We start from the raw sequence: 16493 nt of genomic DNA on the forward strand, positions 1-16493 counted from the left end.
CAGCCGATCCGCCGCCCTTGGGAGGGGGCGGCGCCATCCAAGCAAAGGGAGGATACCATGCTTGATTCGACCCATCCGCAGTTGGCCGCACTGGTCGGCGACCTCGAACGCGCGCTGGTCGCGCAGGACCCGGACACGGTGGCCGACCTGTTCCTGGAAAACGGCTTCTGGCGCGACCTTGCGGCCTTCACCTGGAACCTCAAGACCTGCGAGGGGCGCGACCAGATCCGCGCCATGGCCGCCGCGCAACTGCCCGCCATCGCGCCGCAGTCGCTGCAGCTCGACCCCGCCGAAAAGATCACCGAGGCCGATGGCGTGGCCGAGGGCTGGCTGGTCCTGGAAACCGCCACGGGCCGCGGCGTCGGCTATATCCGCATGAAGGACGGGCGGATCTGGACGCTGCTGACCACGCTGCACGAACTCAAGGGCCATGAGGAGCCCCGCAAGCTGCGCCGCCCGATGGGGGCCGAGCACGGCCACGATCCGAACCGCAAGACCTGGAAGGAAAGGCGCGAGGACGAGGCCCGGCGGCTGGGCTATGAGGAGCAGCCCTATGTGCTGGTGATCGGCGGCGGTCAGGGCGGCATCGCTCTGGGGGCCCGGCTGCGCCAGCTGGGCGTGCCGACGATCATCGTCGATCGCCACGAACGCCCGGGCGACCAGTGGCGCAAGCGCTACAAGTCGCTGTGCCTGCACGACCCGGTCTGGTACGACCACCTGCCCTATATCCCCTTCCCCGACAACTGGCCGGTGTTCGCGCCCAAGGACAAGATCGGCGACTGGCTGGAGATGTACACCAAGGTCATGGAACTGAACTACTGGTCCTCGACCACCGCCAAGTCGGCGCAGTATGACGAGGCCAAGGGCGAATGGACCGTGGTCGTCGACCGCAACGGCGAGGAAGTCACCCTGCATCCCAGGCAGCTGGTGCTGGCGACCGGCATGTCGGGCAAGCCCAATATTCCGGTCATCCCCGGACAGGACGTGTTCCGGGGCGAACAGCAGCACTCCAGCCAGCACCCCGGCCCAGACGCCTATCGCGGCAAGAAGGTGGTGGTGATCGGCTCGAACAACTCGGCCCACGACATCTGCGCGGCGCTTTGGGAACATGGGGCGGACGTGACCATGGTGCAGCGGTCCTCGACCCATATCGTCAGGTCCGACAGCCTGATGGAGGTCTGCCTGGGCGGGCTTTATTCCGAACAGGCCCTGGCGAACGGCATCACCCATGACAAGGCGGACATGATCTTTGCCTCGATCCCCTACAAGATCATGCACACCTTCCATGTCCCGCAGTATGACGAGATCAAGCGCCGCGACGCCGAGTTCTATGCCGCACTGGAAAAGGCGGGCTTCATGCTGGATTTCGGCGACGACGACTCCGGGCTGTTCATGAAATACCTGCGCCGCGGCTCGGGCTATTACATCGACGTGGGCGCCTGCGATCTGGTCATCGACGGCTCGATCAAGCTGCAATCGGGCAAGGGCATCAGCCACCTGACCGAAAATGCCGTGGTGCTGGATGACGGCACCGAACTGCCTGCCGATCTGGTGGTCTATGCGACGGGCTACGGGTCCATGAACGGCTGGGCGGCCGATCTGATCAGCCAGGAGGTCGCGGACAAGGTCGGCAAGTGCTGGGGCCTGGGTTCGGACACCACCAAGGACCCCGGCCCATGGGAGGGCGAGCAGCGCAACATGTGGAAGCCCACGATGCAGGAGGGGCTTTGGTTTCACGGCGGCAACCTGCACCAGTCGCGGCATTATTCGCGCTATCTGGCCTTGCAGTTGAAGGCCCGGCAGGCGGGGATCGACACGCCCGTCTGGGGGCTGGAGCCGCCGCACCACCTGAAGTGACCAGGCATGCCGCGGCCCTTGCCGGGGTCGCGGCATCCAGGCGGTGCTGCCGGCATCGTGGATGTCTGGGGGAATGGTGGGCGACCCTGGAATCGAACCAGGCATGGGTCTCCCCGGCGGAGTTACAGTCCGCTGCCGCACCTTGCAGCACGTCGCCCGCCGAACGCCTCGGCGTGCGGGGTGATTACCGGCAGCGCGCGGGGGCGTCAAGCGGGATGGTGCGAAAAATGCGCGCCCGGGGATGGGAGAGCGCCGGGGCAGCAATCTTGCATTCCGCCGCGATTTCTGCGCAACCCATCCCAAAGCAAAGGTGCGCCATGGCCGAGAAACCGCAAAAGACCAAGAAGCCCGCCTGGGTCATCGACAAGGAACGCGCCCGGCGGGCGGCGGCGGCCGAAACGGTCTGGCTGTTCGGCCTGCATGCCGTCCGCGATGCCCTGGCAAACCCGGCGCGGGACAAGCTGCGGCTGGTCGTCACGCAGAACGCGCTGGACCGGCTCGGCCCCCTGCCCGAGGGGATCGAGCCCGAGATCTCGGATGCGCGGACCTTCGACAAGCTGGTGCCGCTGCCCCCCGAAAGCGTCCACCAGGGCGCCGCGCTTGAGGTGAAGCCGCTGAAATGGGGCGGGCTTGCCGACCTTGCGCTGGGGGGCGCGGGCAAGCCGCTGCTGGTCGCGCTGGACCGGGTCACGGACCCCCACAACGTCGGCGCGATCCTGCGCTCGGCCGAGGTCTTTGGCGCGCGCGCGGTCATTGCCCCGTCGCGCCACGCCGCGCCGGAAACCGGGGCTCTGGCCAAGACCGCCTCGGGCGCGCTGGAACGCCAGCCCTATCTGCGGGTCGGCAACCTGGCCGATACGCTGATCGAACTGCGCGACATGGGCTATGTCATCCTGGGCCTGGACGGCACCGGCACCGAAACCCTGCCCGAGGCGCTGGATGCCCTGCCCGGCCGGGCGCTGTGCCTGGTTCTGGGGGCCGAGGGGCCGGGCCTGCGCGAACGCACCCGCGAGACCTGCGACCGGATCGTGCGCATCCCCTTTGCGGCCGAGTTCGGCTCGCTCAACGTCTCGAACGCGGCGGCGGTCGCGCTGTACGCCGCTTCACGGGCCTGAGCGCCCGGATCACAACCCGATCATAAGATCGCCGCCCCGGTTGAGAATCGGCGGGCGATTTGCCAGATCCGGCGACAGGAACCCGCTTGGCAGACCGACCCATGATCCGCACCACCGCCCTTGCCCTTGTGCTGACGTTTCCCGCGCTGGGGGCGCTTGCGCAGGACTGGGCGCTGGATGGAATCGACCCGGTGGCCTACGGCACCCAGGGGGCCGCAGTTCCGGGCCGGTCGGACATCGTGACATTGTGGCGCGGCAAGACCTGGCACTTCCTGTCCGAACAGATCCGCAATCTGTTCGAGGCCAACCCCCGCGCCTATGCGCCGGCGCTTGGTGGGCTGTGCGTCGTGGCCCTGTCCGAGGGCCGGTCCGAGCCGGGAAACCCGCGCTACTTTGCGGTGGTGGACCAAAAGACCTATCTTTTGCGATCCCGAAAGGCCAAGGAACGCTTTCTGGCCGATCCGCAGCATATCCTTGAACAGGCCAAGGCGGTCTGGGTGCGTCTGAAGCAATAACTCCTCACTTTATCGCGAGAGGGGTGGAACCTTTCGGCCACAGTGTGCATTTATTTCGTGAACATGGGCACGGAACGCTCGTGTTCAGATCACTGTCCCTCGTTCCGCGACTTGCGCCCGGCCAGACTTCTGGACCGGGCGCTTTTTATATGCCACTTTAGATTGAGATCTGGGGGAGGATCACAATGAATTTCGCTGTTCTCAAGGATATCGGCTCATCGCCGATGGACGACGACATTGCACGAATCGCCCGTGAAACAAGGTCCATCGCCATGGTGGGCCTGTCTCCGAACGAGTTGCGCCCCGCTTGGGGTGTGGCGCGTTACCTGAAATCGCAGGGCTTCCGGGTCATTCCGGTCAATCCCAGCCACGCGGGATCGCGGCTGCTGGACGAAGAGGTCTATCCCGACCTCGCCTCGATCCCGGCCGAGGCGCGAATCGACATGGTGGACATCTTCCGCCGCTCGGACGCGGTGCCCGCCATCGTCGAGGAGGCGGTCGCCTGCCTGCCGCATCTGCGCACGATCTGGATGCAGCTTGGCATCCTGCATCCCGAGGCGGCCGAGCGCGGCCGCCGCCACGGTCTGACGGTGATCGAGGATCGCTGCCCCAAGATCGAGTTTCCGCGCTATCTCTGACGCGGAACACCCCCTTAGTAAGCGGTATAAAGCCCTTCGTAGATCGGGCCCAGCGTGTCCACCTCGAACAGCGAGCTGACCGAGGTGCCGTTCCAGATATTCAGGATGGCCTGGGCAAACATCGGCGCGGTGGGCACGATGCGGATGTTGCTGGCGTTGCGGACCGGCTCGGTCGGCTCGATGGAATCGGTGATGACCAGCGTCTTCATGACCGATTTCTGCACCCGCTCGACCGCGGGGCCGGACAGAACGCCATGGGTGATATAGGCGTGGACCTCGGTCGCGCCGTGCTGGGTCAGGACCTCGGCCGCCTTGCAAAGCGTGCCGGCCGTGTCGCAGATGTCGTCGACGATGATGCAGGTCTTGCCGCTGACGTCGCCGATCACGGTCATTTCGGCGATCTCGCCCGGCTTCTCGCGGCGCTTGTCCACGATGGCCAGGGGGGCACCGATCCGCTGCGCGAGTTCCCGGGCGCGCGCCACGCCACCCACGTCGGGGGAAATCACCATCAGGTCCGACATCCGGTCGCGGAAATGATGCTGGATATCCAGCGCAAAGACCGGCGCGGCATAAAGGTTGTCCACCGGGATGTCGAAGAACCCCTGGATCTGCGCCGCGTGCAGGTCCAGCGTCAGCACCCGGTCCACGCCCGCCTCGGTCAGCAGGTCGCGACCAGCTTGGCGCTGATCGGCGTGCGGGCCTTGGCGCGACGGTCCTGCCGCGCATAGCCGAAATAGGGAATGACCGCCGTAATGCGCGACGCCGAGGACCGGCGCAGCGCATCGGTCATGATCAGCAGCTCCATCAGGTTGTCGTTCGCCGGGTTCGAGGTGGACTGGATGATGAACATGTCCTCGCCCCGGACGTTCTCATAGACCTCGACGAAGATTTCCTGGTCGTTGAACCGCTCGACCCGTGCCTCGATGGGGGCCACGTTCATGCCGCGGTGCATGGACATCCGGCGGGCGATGGCGTTGGCCAGGGGCCGGTTGGCGTTGCCCGCGATCAGCTTGGGTTCGGTCATGGCCGGCATGGCTGGCTCCGTATAAGGCTGGATTCGTGTGATTGCGCCTCGCTTATCAGCAAGCTAGCTTGCCCGCAAACCCCGGAGGCCCCGCATGGCGCATATCGACTATTACCTGGGCACATTCAGCCCCTACTGCTATCTGGCCGGCGACCAGCTGGAACAGATCGCCCAGCGGCATGGCGCGACGATCACCTACAAGCCGCTGGACCTGTGGCAGTTGTTCGACCGCACCGGCGGCACGCGCCCGGCGGCGCGCCACCAGAACCGCCTGGACTATCGCGCCCAAGACCTGCCGCGCCTGGCCGAGCACCTGGGCCTGCCCTTCAACCTGAAGCCGGCCTTCATGCCGGTGAACGGCGCGCCGTCGTCCTATGCGGTGATCGCGGCGCAGAAGGCGGGGGGCGGCGATCTGGGCGGGCTGGTTCGCAGCTTCCTGCGCGCGGTCTGGGCCGAGGATCAGGACATCGCCGATGACGCCGTGATCCGCGCCAAGCTTAAGGACGCGGGGTTCGACCCGGAGCTTGCCAATTCCGGCCTGTTCGTGGGCGCCCAGGTCTATGAGCGCAACCTGGAGGATGCCATCGAGGCCGGGGCCTTCGGCGCCCCCTTCTACATCGTGCGCGAGACGGACCAGCGGTTTTGGGGCCAGGATCGGCTGGCGTTTCTGGACAGGCACCTGGCGCGCCTATGACCGGGCTGCACCTGCGGACATGGCCGGGCGCGCAGGACCGCCCGGCGCTGGCGCTGCATTGCATGATGGGCAACGCGAGCTACTGGGGCCCGATCGCCGCAGGGCTGGCGGATCTGGTGCAGGTGACGGCCCCGGACCTGCCCGGCCACGGCCAGAGCCCCGACTGGCCCGGCGAGCCGCCGGATTTCCACACCCATGTCACCCGGCAGGTGGCGCCCCTGATCACCCGTCCGCTGGACCTGATCGGCCACAGCCTGGGCGCCACGGTCGCCCTGCGCATCGCGGTCGGTGCGCCCGAGGCCGTGCGCAGCCTGACCCTGATCGAGCCCGTGCTGTTCGCCGCCGCGCCCGAGGCCGGAAACGACGGCCTGCTGGAGGAGATCCAAGCCCTGGCCGAGGCCGGCCGACCCGAAGACGCAGCCCGCCGTTTCCTGGAGGTCTGGGGCGGCATCGACTGGGACCTGTAGAACGTCGATGGGCGATCCCCAGAACCCGGCAGATCGGCCCGACACCAAAGACGCCACGGTGATCGTCGAGAAATGCGATCATTTGCGGAACGCGGCTGGTCGAGCTGCGCCGGTGCTGATCATATGGGTGGCGATTCGCCCCCGGTCATTCCCGCGATCGCGGATGCTCGCCGCGCGCCTGCCGGATGTCGGGCGGGCGACGGTGCCGGGAGCCGCGCATATGCTGCCGATCACCCATCCGGGACCCGTCACCGACCTGATCCGCCTGAACCTGGAACGCAGTTGAACCCGGTGGGCCGGGGCCCTCCTGTCCCTCGGCGTCAGTCCACGTCGAAATCCGTGACGTGGCGGACCGCTCCGATGGCCATCCAGCCGACCCGGACACGGGCCACGCGGGTATCGCCCCAGGTGCGGAACTCGACCACGAAGCCTTCGGCGTCGATGTCAATGGCCTGAACATCGGCGCGCTGGTTGCCGCCGACCGAGATGTCCCACATCGTCAGCGAGACATGGACCACGGGCGGCCGCACGAAGGCTTCGTCAAATCGGATGTGGCGCCGCTCGGTGCGGGGTCCCTGCCCCGTCCAAAGCGGGCCGTCTGTTTCAAATCCCGAAAAATGGACAATGCCGTTCGCAACGCCGACGGCAAAATGATCGAAACGGTGCAAACGCCTGCCTCCTTTCCCCGATAATGAAGCGGAATATGCATGTGATAAAGCCCCGGACTGGCCGGGGCTTCATGTTTTTGCCTCGAATTTAAGACGTTAGTGCGGGAAGTTCGCCTGGTTGGGGTCCAGCCCGATATGGGTGCCCAAGGCCTCCATGTCGGCCAGCAGCTTGACGGCTGCGGTGACGATATCTTCGCCCGTCGAGGAACGCTCCTGCGCCTGCTTCACGCGGCGATGCGCCTGGGCCATCATCTCGTTGAAGACCTCTTGCGTCATCTCGGCGCGCGGGTGGCCGCGTTCGGCCAGCAGGCTAACGGAATCGTTGTTGATCTCGGCGAAGCCGCCGGTCACCGCGAATTCCGTCGAGGTCCCGTCCGCGGCGACCACGGTGACCAGGCCGGGGCGCAGGTTCACGATGGCCGGCGCGTGGCCGGGCATCGCGGTCAGGTCGCCCTCGGCGCCGGGCAGGCGCACCTCGCGCACCGGGACGGACACCAGGTTCCGTTCCGGCGACACCAGGTCGAACTGCATCGTGTCGGCCATGTCGCCCCCTTACGCCGCGTCAGCGGCGAGGCGCTGCGCCTTGGCTTTCACGTCCTCGATGCCGCCGACCATGTAGAAGGCCGCTTCCGGCAGGTGGTCGTATTCGCCGTTCACGACCGCTTTGAACGAACGGATCGTGTCCTCCAGCGGGACCTGCACACCGTCCGAGCCGGTGAAGACCTTGGCCACGTCGAACGGCTGCGACAGGAAGCGCTGGATCTTGCGGGCGCGGGCCACGGTCAGCTTGTCCTCTTCGGACAGTTCGTCCATGCCGAGGATGGCGATGATGTCCTGCAGCGACTTGTATTTCTGCAGGATGCCCTGCACCGCGCGGGCGGTGTTGTAGTGGTCCTCGCCCACGACGGCCGGATCCAGGATCCGCGAGTTCGAGTCGAGCGGGTCCACCGCCGGATAGATCCCGAGCTCCGAGATCGCGCGCGACAGCACCGTCGTGGCGTCCAGGTGGGCGAAGGTCGTCGCCGGCGCCGGGTCGGTCAGGTCGTCGGCCGGAACGTAGACGGCCTGGATCGAGGTGATCGAGCCGTTCTTGGTCGACGTGATGCGTTCCTGCATTGCGCCCATGTCGGTCGCCAGCGTCGGCTGGTAGCCCACGGCGGACGGAATGCGGCCCAGCAGCGCGGACACTTCCGAACCCGCCTGCGTGAAGCGGAAGATGTTGTCGACGAAGAACAGAACGTCGGTGCCAGTCGAATCGCGGAACTGCTCGGCCAAGGTCAGGCCGGTCAGCGCGACGCGCATCCGCGCCCCCGGAGGCTCGTTCATCTGGCCATAGACCAGCGCCACTTGCGATTCTGACAGGTTGTCGGGCTTGATGACGCCCGATTCCACCATCTCGTGGTAAAGGTCGTTGCCTTCACGGGTGCGTTCGCCCACGCCCGCGAACACCGAATAGCCCGAGTGCACCTTGGCGATGTTGTTGATCAGTTCCATGATCAGAACCGTCTTGCCGACGCCCGCGCCGCCGAACAGGCCGATCTTGCCGCCCTTCGAATAGGGGGCCAGCAGGTCGATGACCTTGATGCCGGTGACGAGGATTTCCGACGAGGTCGCCTGCTGGGCGAAGTCCGGTGCCGGCTGGTGGATCGCCCGCTTGTCCGAGGCGGCCAGCGGCGCGCCTTCGTCCACGGGTTCGCCCACCACGTTGAGGATGCGGCCCAGCGTCACGTCGCCCACCGGAACGGTGATCGGCGCGCCGGTGTCGGTCACGGGCAGGCCGCGGACCAGACCTTCGGTCGCGTCCATCGCGATGGTGCGGACGGTGTTCTCGCCCAGGTGCTGGGCAACTTCCAGCACCAGGCGCTTGCCGTTGTTCTCGGTCTCCAGAGCGTTCAGAATCGCAGGAAGATGGCCGTCGAACTGCACGTCCACGACGGCGCCGATCACCTGCGTGATTTTTCCTTTGGCCTCTGCCATGTGTTTAACCCCTACGGTGTCAGAGCGCCTCTGCGCCCGAGATGATTTCAATCAGTTCCTTGGTGATCGCGGCCTGACGCGAGCGGTTGTACTCGGTCGTCAGCCTGTCGATCATGTCGCCGGCGTTGCGCGTCGCGTTGTCCATGGCGGTCATCCGCGCGCCCTGCTCGGAGGCCGCGTTTTCCAGAAGCGCCGCAAAGACCTGGGTCGCCACGGAACGCGGCAGAAGGTCGTTCAGGATCGCGCCCTCGTCCGGCTCATAGTCGTAAAGCGCCGAGGCACCCGGCTCGGCGGCTTCCTCGACCACGGCGGGGATGATCTGCCGGGCGGTCGGAACCTGGCTGATGACGGATTCGAAACGGTTGTAGAACAGCGTCGGCCACATCGAAGCCGTTCATTTCGAGCGCCCAGCCGCGGCGGCTATCATAGCTGGCCGTCTGTCATAGCAGATGCGCTTGACCTCGATCATTCGCGTCGTTGCGCCGAACAGGTCGCCACATTCGCGCTTGAGCTGTTCGCGGCCCTTCTTGCCGACGGTCAGCAGTTCGACCTGCTTTCCTTGGGCGCGCAGTTCGATCAGCCGCTGACGCGCCAGCTTGACGATGGACGAGTTGAACCCGCCTGCGAGGCCGCGTTCGGATGTCATCACCACCAGCAGGTGGCGCCGATCCTCGCCCGTGCCGGCCAGCAGGCGTGGCGCCCCGTCCGAGCCGGCCGCCGCAGCGGTCAGCCCGGCCATGACGGCGGCCATACGGTCGGCGTAGGGACGCGCAGCCTCGGCCGCTTCCTGCGCGCGGCGCAGTTTCGCGGCGGCGACCATCTGCATCGCCTTGGTGATCTTGCGCGTGTTCTTGACGCTGCCGATCCGGTTTTTCAGATCCTTGAGGCTGGGCATCTAAAGCTCCCCTCTCAGGCGTAGGTCTTGGCGTAACCGCTCAGCGCAGCCTTGATCGCATCTTCCAGTTCGCCCGCGATCTTGCGGTCGTTCCGGGTCATGTCGTCAAGCAGGTCGGCCTTCTGGTTGCGCAGATACTGGATCAGACCCTGTTCCCACTTGGTCACGTCCGCGACCGGGATGTTGTCCAGATACCCCTTGGTGCCGGCATAGATGACGATGACGATCTCGGCGTTGGTCAGCGGCGAATACTGCGGCTGCTTCATCAGCTCGGTCAGGCGCGCGCCGCGGTTCAGCAGCTTCTGCGTCGCCGCGTCGAGGTCAGACCCGAACTGGGCAAAGGCCGCCATCTCGCGGTACTGAGCCAGTTCCAGCTTGACCGGGCCGGCGACCGATTTCATCGCCTTGGTCTGGGCGGCCGAGCCGACGCGCGACACCGACAGGCCGGTGTTCACGGCCGGACGGATGCCCTGGAAGAACAGTTCCGTTTCCAGGAAGATCTGGCCGTCGGTGATCGAGATCACGTTGGTCGGAATATAGGCCGACACGTCGCCCGCCTGCGTCTCGATGATCGGCAGCGCGGTCAGCGAGCCGGCGCCATTGGCCTCGTTCAGCTTGGCCGAACGCTCCAGCAGGCGCGAGTGCAGATAGAACACGTCGCCCGGATAGGCTTCGCGCCCCGGCGGACGGCGCAGCAGCAGCGACATCTGGCGGTAAGCCACGGCCTGCTTGGACAGGTCGTCATAGATGATGAGCGCGTCCATGCCGTTGTCGCGGAAATATTCGCCCATGGCGGTCGCCGAATAGGGCGCCAGATACTGCATCGGCGCAGGGTCCGAGGCAGTCGCGGCCACGACGGTCGTGTAGGCCATGGCGCCGGTTTCTTCCAGCTTCTTGACCAGCTGGGCGACGGTCGAGCGCTTCTGGCCGACGGCGACATAGATGCAGTGCAGGGCTCATGCCATCGGCCTCGCGGCCGTTGTAGTTCTGCTGGTTCAGGATGGTGTCCAGCGCGATGGCGGTCTTGCCGGTCTGGCGGTCGCCGATGATCAACTCACGCTGGCCGCGGCCGACGGGGATCATCGCGTCCACCGACTTCAGGCCGGTCGCCATCGGCTCGTGCACCGATTTGCGCGGCATGATGCCGGGGGCCTTGACGTCGGCAATCGCCATGATCGGGTCGGCGATCGGGCCCTTGCCGTCGATCGGGTTGCCAAGCGCGTCGACGACGCGGCCCAGCAGACCCTTGCCGGTCGGGACTTCCACGATGGCGCCGGTGCGCTTGACGGTATCGCCTTCCTTGATCGAGCGGTCGTCGCCGAAGATCACGACGCCGACGTTGTCGGTTTCAAGGTTCAGCACCATGCCGCGGATGCCGCCCGGGAATTCGACCATCTCGCCAGCCTGAACCTTGTCCAGGCCGTAGACGCGGGCGATGCCGTCACCGACGGACAGCACCTGCCCGACCTCGGCCACCTCGGCGTCCTGACCGAAATTCTTGATCTGATCCTTGAGGATGGCCGAGATTTCGGCTGCCTGGATTCCCATTATCCGACCTCTTTCATAGCATTCTGGAGGGAGGCGAGCTTGGAGCGGATCGAGCTGTCGATCATCTGCGAGCCCAGTTTGACGATCATGCCGCCGATGAGGCTTTCATCGACGCGCGCGTTCAGTTTGACGTTCTTGCCGGTCTTGGCGTGCAGCGTGCCGACCAGGCGGTTCTTCTGATCCTCGGTCAGTTCCTGGGCGCTGACCACGTCGGCGGTCACCTCGCCCCTGGCATCGGCGATCAGGCCGCGCAGCTTGGCGATGAACTGGGGCAGCGTGAACAGGCGCCGGTTGCGGGCCAGCAGGCGCAGCGTGTTCGCCAGTTCGGGCGAAAAGCCGGCGCGCGCCGCCAGGGCGGCGATCGCGGCCTCTTGCTGGTCGCGATTGTACAGCGGCGAGACGGTCAAGTCGCGCAGATCCGCACTGTCGTCATAGGCCCGGGCCAGTTCGTCGATTTGCACGGACAGGGCATCGATGCCGCCCGAATCCTTCACCAGATCGAAAAGGGCCTGTGCATAACGCCCGGCGATATCAGCGGAAATCGAAGCGGAATTGGCCACGGTCATCCTTCCGGTTTGCGCAAGCTCCGCAGGCGGGCCGTCCCTTTGGGGAACGGTCTGTCGCGGAGCGCGGGTCAAGGGGGTCCGGCCGTGCCGGGCTGGACGCCCCGAAATCTGGCGTGTCTCTAGCAGCAGATTTCCCCTGCCGCAACCGCATTGAACACGGAAATGCGAGGGTTTGCGCCCTTGGTATCAGCGCCGCGGCGGCGAATGGCCGCCGGTTGCGCTAACGCCGGACGGTACACGCGGCGGGCTGGTCCCCTGGCCGGCTGAACGGCCGGCGGGAAGGGGACAGATTCGCGTCTTACCGGCCATTCCGGTGCAGGCGCCCCGCGTGGCGTGCGGTCTTGCCGCTGCCGGCGGGCTTGGGCCGGGCGATGCCTTCCAGCACGTCGAGCGGGCTGGGCACGCTGACCCGGCCGACCCGCCCCACCGGCGCCTGGACCTGCTTGCTGAATTCGGTCATCACGACCCCGGCGACCAGCACCTGGCTGATGCGCAAGCCGGCGCGTTCCCACATATGCGCGCTGCGCAGCCAGAAGCGCCGGTCCGAGGGCGGGATGTAAAGCGCCGCCCCGGTCCGTTCGGTGACGAAGCCCGCGTCCCGCGCCTGCGCCTCGAGCTGGCCCGCCGTATAGCTGCGGCCAAAGCCGAAGGGCGTCTTTTCCGACCGCGCCCACAGCCCCGCGCGGTTCGGCGCCATGACCAGCATGCGCCCGCCCGGCCCCAGCACGCGCCAGGCCTCGGACAGCACCGCATGGGGATGGTCGGCGGTTTCCAGCGCGTGCAGCAGGACCAGCCGGTCGACGCTGCCCGTGTCCAGCGGCCAGGCGGTCTCCTCGGCCAGGACCGAGCAGTTGGGCAGGCCGGCGGGCCAGGCCATGACGCCCTGCGGCCCGGGCATCAGGCTGGTCACGCGACGCGCGCGCGCCAGCCAAGGCCGCAGCAGGGGCGCGGCAAAGCCATAGCCCACGACGCTCATCCCGCCGCATTGATCGGGCGGCCAAAGCTGGGCCAGCCGGTCGCGCAGCACGCGCTGAACCACCCGGCCCAGCGCCCGGGTGTAATAGAACTTTCGCAGTTCGATCACGTCGTGATGCATTGCGCCCCTCGTCCGACCGCGCCAGACTGGGGCAAAGCAGGGGAATTGCCAATGCCGCTGGAATGGATCGCCGTACGCTGCCTGACGGACAACTACGCCTGGCTGGTGCATGGCAACGGCCAGACCGCGCTGATCGACGCGCCCGAGGCCGCGCCCATCCTGGCCGAGCTTGCGTCCCGGGGTTGGGGGCTTGACCTGATCGCCCTGACGCACCACCACGCCGACCACATCCAGGCGGTGTCTGATCTGGTGGCGGCGACCGGGGCGCGGGTGATGGGCAATGCCGATGACGCGGCCCGGCTGCCGCCGCTCGACCTGCCCGTTCGCCCGGGCGAGACCATCACCATCTGCGGTGAGCCGGCCGAGGTGATCGACGTCTCCGGCCATACGGTCGGGCATGTCGCCTTTCACCTGCCCGGTTCGGCCCTGGCCTTTACCGCCGACAGCCTGATGGCGCTCGGCTGCGGCCGCCTGTTCGAGGGCAGCGCCCAGATGATGTGGGACAGCCTGTCGCGGCTGAACGCTCTGCCCGGCCAAACGCTGGTCTGTTCGGGCCATGACTACTGCCGGGGCAACGGCGCATTCGCCCTGTCCGTCGATCCCGGGAATGAGGCTTTGCGGCAACGCCTGGACGACACCGCGGCGGGCCGCCGACCCTGCGCCCCGGCCACGCTGGAGGACGAGCGCGCGACCAATCCCTTCCTGCGCGTTGCGGCCCTGAGGGGGTCGCTGGGGCTGCGGGACGCACCGGATGTCGATGTTTTCGCACGGCTTCGCGCCATGAAGGACGCGTTCTGAGGCCTTCGTGCAACGCAGCAAGCCGCCAGGCGACCCCAGCCGCCCGAAATCCGCATCTGGCGGGTGCAAAGTGTCGCTGCTTGAAATTGGGGCATCGGATCATCACATCTTCCTCAGCCGCAGGAAATTCGGCAAGGGCGGATGCAGATACCGCTTGAATTGCGCGAAAATCCACCAATTCTTAACTGTATCGTGACAGTCTGGTCAGGTGGACCGCTAAATCTTGGCGGCCCATACCGCCAGCCGACTGACAGGAGCTGAAACGTGCCGTCCTTTTCGAACACGCTGGAACAGGCCATCCATGCTGCGCTTGCGCTGGCCAATGATCACCGCCACGAGCTGGCCACACTCGAGCATCTCTTGCTCGCGCTGACGGATGAGCCCGATGCCGTCAAGGTCATGCGGGCGTGCAACGTCGATCTGGACGAATTGCGTCGGATGCTCGTGGAATTCATCGAAGACGATCTTTCGACGCTGATCACCGATGTCGAAGGCTCGGAAGCCGTGCCGACCGCCGCCTTCCAGCGGGTGATCCAGCGCGCGGCGATCCATGTGCAATGCTCGGGCCGGACCGAGTGCGGGGGCGAACGTCCTGGTCGCGATCTTTGCCGAACGCGAATCGAACGCCGCCTTCTTCCTGCAGGAACTGGACATGACGCGGTACGATGCGGTGAATTTCATCGCGCATGGCGTGGCCAAGAATCCGTCCTTCTCCGAAAGCCGGCCGGTTCAGGGCGCCGACCAGCCGGGCGAACAGGCGCAGGCCGAACAGCCCGCCGCCAAGGATGAATCCGCCTTGGCGAAATATTGCGTCAATCTGAACAAGAAGGCCTCGAAGGGCGACGTCGACCCGCTGATCGGCCGCGCCGACGAAGTCGAGCGCTGCATCCAGGTCCTGTGCCGCCGGCGCAAGAACAACCCCCTGCGGTGGGCGACCCGGGCGTCGGCAAGACCGCCATCGCCGAGGGGCTCGCGCTCAAGATCACGCGGGGCGAAACCCCGGACGTGCTGGCCGGTTCGACCATCTTCTCGCTCGACATGGGCGCGCTGCTGGCCGGCACCCGCTATCGCGGCGATTTCGAGGAGCGGCTGAAGGCCGTCGTCAAGGAGCTTGAAGAGCATCCCGACGCGATCCTGTTCATCGACGAGATCCATACCGTGATCGGCGCCGGCGCGACCTCGGGCGGGGCGATGGACGCTTCGAACCTGCTCAAGCCCGCGCTTTCGGGCGGCAAGCTGCCTGCATGGGCTGATCAGGTCACGAAGAGTTCCGAGTCATCTCGAAAAGGACCGCGCGCTTTCCCGTCGCTTCCAGAAGATCGACGTGAATGAGCCGAACGTGCCGGATGCCATCAAGATCCTGATGGGGCTGAAGCCCAGCTTCGAAAAGCACCACGACCTGCGCTATACCAACGATGCGATCAAGTCGGCGGTGGAACTGGCCTCGCGCTACATCAACGACCGCAAGCTGCCCGACAGCGCCATCGACGTGATCGACGAGGCGGGGGCGGCCCAGCACCTTGTTTCGGAAAGCAAGCGCCGCAAGACCATCGGCCCGAAAGAGATCGAGGCGGTCGTCGCCAAGATCGCCCGCATTCCCCCCAAGAACGTCTCCAAGGACGATGCGGCGGTGCTGAAGGACCTGGACGCGACGCTGAAGCGCCTGGTCTTTGGCCAGGACGCGGCGATCGACGCCTTGTCCTCGGCGATCAAGCTGGCCCGCGCCGGCCTGCGCGAGCCTGAAAAGCCCATCGGCAACTATCTGTTCGCCGGTCCCACCGGCGTCGGCAAGACCGAGGTGGCCAAGCAGCTTGCCAGCACGCTGGGCGTGGAACTGCTGCGCTTCGACATGTCCGAGTACATGGAGAAACATGCGGTTTCCCGGCTGATCGGCGCGCCTCCGGGCTATGTCGGCTTCGACCAGGGCGGGCTGCTGACCGATGGCGTCGACCAGCATCCGCATTGCGTGCTGCTGCTGGACGAGATCGAGAAGGCGCATCCGGACGTGTTCAACATCCTGTTGCAGGTGATGGACCACGGCAAGCTGACCGACCACAACGGCCGGCAGGTGGATTTCCGCAATGTGATCCTGATCATGACCTCGAACGCGGGCGCCTCGGACATGCAGAAGGCCGCGATCGGCTTTGGCCGCGACAAGCGCGAGGGCGAGGATACCGCCGCCATCGAGCGCACCTTTACGCCCGAATTCCGCAACCGGCTGGACGCGATCATCAGCTTCGCCCCCCTGTCGCGCGACATCATCGTCCAGGTGGTCGAGAAATTCGTGCTGCAGCTCGAGGCGCAACTGATCGACCGCGGCGTCCATATCGAACTGACCTCGGAAGCGGCCAACTGGCTGGCGGAAAAAGGCTATGACGACAAGATGGGCGCCCGCCCCCTGGGCCGCGTGATCCAGGAGACGATCAAGAAGCCCTTGGCCGAGGAACTGCTGTTCGGCCGCCTGACCAAGGGCGGCGTGGTCCGGGTGCGGATCGAGGACGACAAGCCGGTGTTCGACATCACCGGCCCGGACGCCCCGCGCCTCAGCAAGTCAAAGCCACCGCTGCTGACGGCGGACTGATCGACCAGAAAGGCGGCGCCAAACGCGCCGCCTTTCTTGTTTCCGGCCGTGCAA

General features: G+C 66.2%; 13 protein-coding genes, 1 tRNA gene, 4 pseudogenes and 1 other annotated feature. Of the genes and pseudogenes, 9 read left to right on the forward strand and 9 right to left on the reverse strand.

Features of this window, described 5'->3' with window-relative positions; all coding sequences use genetic code 11:
• The first annotated feature begins 57 nt into the window (after positions 1–57).
• The gene (locus tag DPM13_RS03840; RefSeq protein WP_112887491.1) at positions 58–1857 is read left to right on the forward strand and encodes an NAD(P)/FAD-dependent oxidoreductase; all 1800 of its coding nucleotides are present in this window, start codon (positions 58–60) and stop codon (positions 1855–1857) included.
• 74 nt (positions 1858–1931) lie between these two features.
• On the opposite strand, the gene DPM13_RS03845 is transcribed toward DPM13_RS03840, so the two are convergent.
• Positions 1932–2015, reverse strand: a tRNA-Tyr gene (locus DPM13_RS03845).
• 159 nt (positions 2016–2174) lie between these two features.
• On the opposite strand from DPM13_RS03845, the gene rlmB reads away from it, so the two are divergent.
• The 3 genes from rlmB to DPM13_RS03860 all read left to right on the forward strand — a co-directional run bounded on the left by rlmB (position 2175) and on the right by DPM13_RS03860 (position 4125).
• Positions 2175–2972 (forward strand): 23S rRNA (guanosine(2251)-2'-O)-methyltransferase RlmB, encoded by a 798-nt coding sequence (rlmB, locus tag DPM13_RS03850; RefSeq protein WP_112887492.1) that lies wholly within the window; start codon positions 2175–2177, stop codon positions 2970–2972.
• 86 nt (positions 2973–3058) lie between these two features.
• Positions 3059–3487 (forward strand): YHS domain-containing (seleno)protein, encoded by a 429-nt coding sequence (locus DPM13_RS03855; protein WP_223252324.1) that lies wholly within the window; start codon positions 3059–3061, stop codon positions 3485–3487.
• A gap of 185 nt (positions 3488–3672) precedes the next feature.
• A complete protein-coding gene (locus tag DPM13_RS03860) occupies positions 3673–4125 on the forward strand; it encodes a CoA-binding protein (protein ID WP_080620813.1) in 453 nt (150 codons plus the stop codon).
• Between the two features lie 14 nt (positions 4126–4139).
• Here the strand turns inward: DPM13_RS03860 and DPM13_RS03865 are convergent.
• Positions 4140–5158 (reverse strand): annotated as a pseudogene (locus DPM13_RS03865) (ribose-phosphate pyrophosphokinase).
• Positions 5159–5243: 85 nt separating this feature from the next.
• Here DPM13_RS03865 and DPM13_RS03870 point away from each other — a divergent pair.
• The 3 genes from DPM13_RS03870 (at position 5244) to DPM13_RS22115 (ending at position 6596) form a co-directional block, all read left to right on the forward strand.
• Positions 5244–5843: a 2-hydroxychromene-2-carboxylate isomerase gene (locus DPM13_RS03870; protein WP_028719842.1), complete on the forward strand. Its 600-nt coding sequence runs from the start codon at positions 5244–5246 to the stop codon at positions 5841–5843.
• Positions 5840–6310: an alpha/beta fold hydrolase gene (locus DPM13_RS22110; RefSeq protein ID WP_223252325.1), complete on the forward strand. Its 471-nt coding sequence runs from the start codon at positions 5840–5842 to the stop codon at positions 6308–6310. The genes DPM13_RS03870 and DPM13_RS22110 overlap by 4 nt, the downstream gene beginning before the upstream one ends.
• A gap of 7 nt (positions 6311–6317) precedes the next feature.
• Positions 6318–6596, forward strand: coding sequence for an alpha/beta fold hydrolase (locus tag DPM13_RS22115; RefSeq protein ID WP_223252326.1), 279 nt, complete (start codon positions 6318–6320; stop codon positions 6594–6596).
• Positions 6319–6436 (reverse strand) — a sequence feature (AL1L pseudoknot). It overlaps the preceding gene by 118 nt.
• A gap of 34 nt (positions 6597–6630) precedes the next feature.
• On the opposite strand, the gene DPM13_RS25715 is transcribed toward DPM13_RS22115, so the two are convergent.
• The 7 genes and pseudogenes from DPM13_RS25715 to DPM13_RS03910 all read right to left on the reverse strand — a co-directional run bounded on the left by DPM13_RS25715 (position 6631) and on the right by DPM13_RS03910 (position 13060).
• On the reverse strand, positions 6631–6840 hold the full coding sequence (locus tag DPM13_RS25715) for an H-type lectin domain-containing protein (RefSeq protein WP_317616376.1): 210 nt from the start codon (positions 6838–6840) through the stop codon (positions 6631–6633).
• A gap of 234 nt (positions 6841–7074) precedes the next feature.
• Complete coding sequence (locus DPM13_RS03885; RefSeq protein WP_028719839.1) at positions 7075–7521, reverse strand: F0F1 ATP synthase subunit epsilon; 447 nt, start codon at positions 7519–7521, stop codon at positions 7075–7077.
• Positions 7522–7530: 9 nt separating this feature from the next.
• Positions 7531–8955 (reverse strand): F0F1 ATP synthase subunit beta, encoded by a 1425-nt coding sequence (gene atpD, locus DPM13_RS03890; protein ID WP_028719838.1) that lies wholly within the window; start codon positions 8953–8955, stop codon positions 7531–7533.
• Between the two features lie 19 nt (positions 8956–8974).
• Positions 8975–9850, reverse strand: a pseudogene (locus DPM13_RS03895) (F0F1 ATP synthase subunit gamma).
• Between the two features lie 14 nt (positions 9851–9864).
• Positions 9865–11398: pseudogene (gene atpA, locus DPM13_RS03900) on the reverse strand (F0F1 ATP synthase subunit alpha).
• On the reverse strand, positions 11398–11958 hold the full coding sequence (locus DPM13_RS03905; RefSeq protein ID WP_189654915.1) for a F0F1 ATP synthase subunit delta: 561 nt from the start codon (positions 11956–11958) through the stop codon (positions 11398–11400). The pseudogene atpA and the gene DPM13_RS03905 overlap by 1 nt, the downstream one beginning before the upstream one ends.
• 304 nt (positions 11959–12262) lie before the next feature.
• A complete protein-coding gene (locus DPM13_RS03910; RefSeq protein ID WP_036762831.1) occupies positions 12263–13060 on the reverse strand; it encodes a class I SAM-dependent methyltransferase in 798 nt (265 codons plus the stop codon).
• A 51-nt stretch (positions 13061–13111) separates the two neighbouring features.
• Here DPM13_RS03910 and gloB point away from each other — a divergent pair, with 51 nt between their 5' ends.
• Together gloB and clpA are read left to right on the forward strand one after the other, a co-directional pair.
• On the forward strand, positions 13112–13858 hold the full coding sequence (gloB, locus tag DPM13_RS03915) for a hydroxyacylglutathione hydrolase (RefSeq protein WP_112887494.1): 747 nt from the start codon (positions 13112–13114) through the stop codon (positions 13856–13858).
• Positions 13859–14122: 264 nt separating this feature from the next.
• Positions 14123–16439 (forward strand): annotated as a pseudogene (gene clpA / locus DPM13_RS03920) (ATP-dependent Clp protease ATP-binding subunit ClpA).
• Positions 16440–16493 lie beyond the last annotated feature (54 nt).

This window comes from Paracoccus mutanolyticus (genome assembly GCF_003285265.1).
In the GTDB taxonomy this organism is placed as follows: Bacteria; Pseudomonadota; Alphaproteobacteria; order Rhodobacterales; family Rhodobacteraceae; genus Paracoccus; species Paracoccus yeei.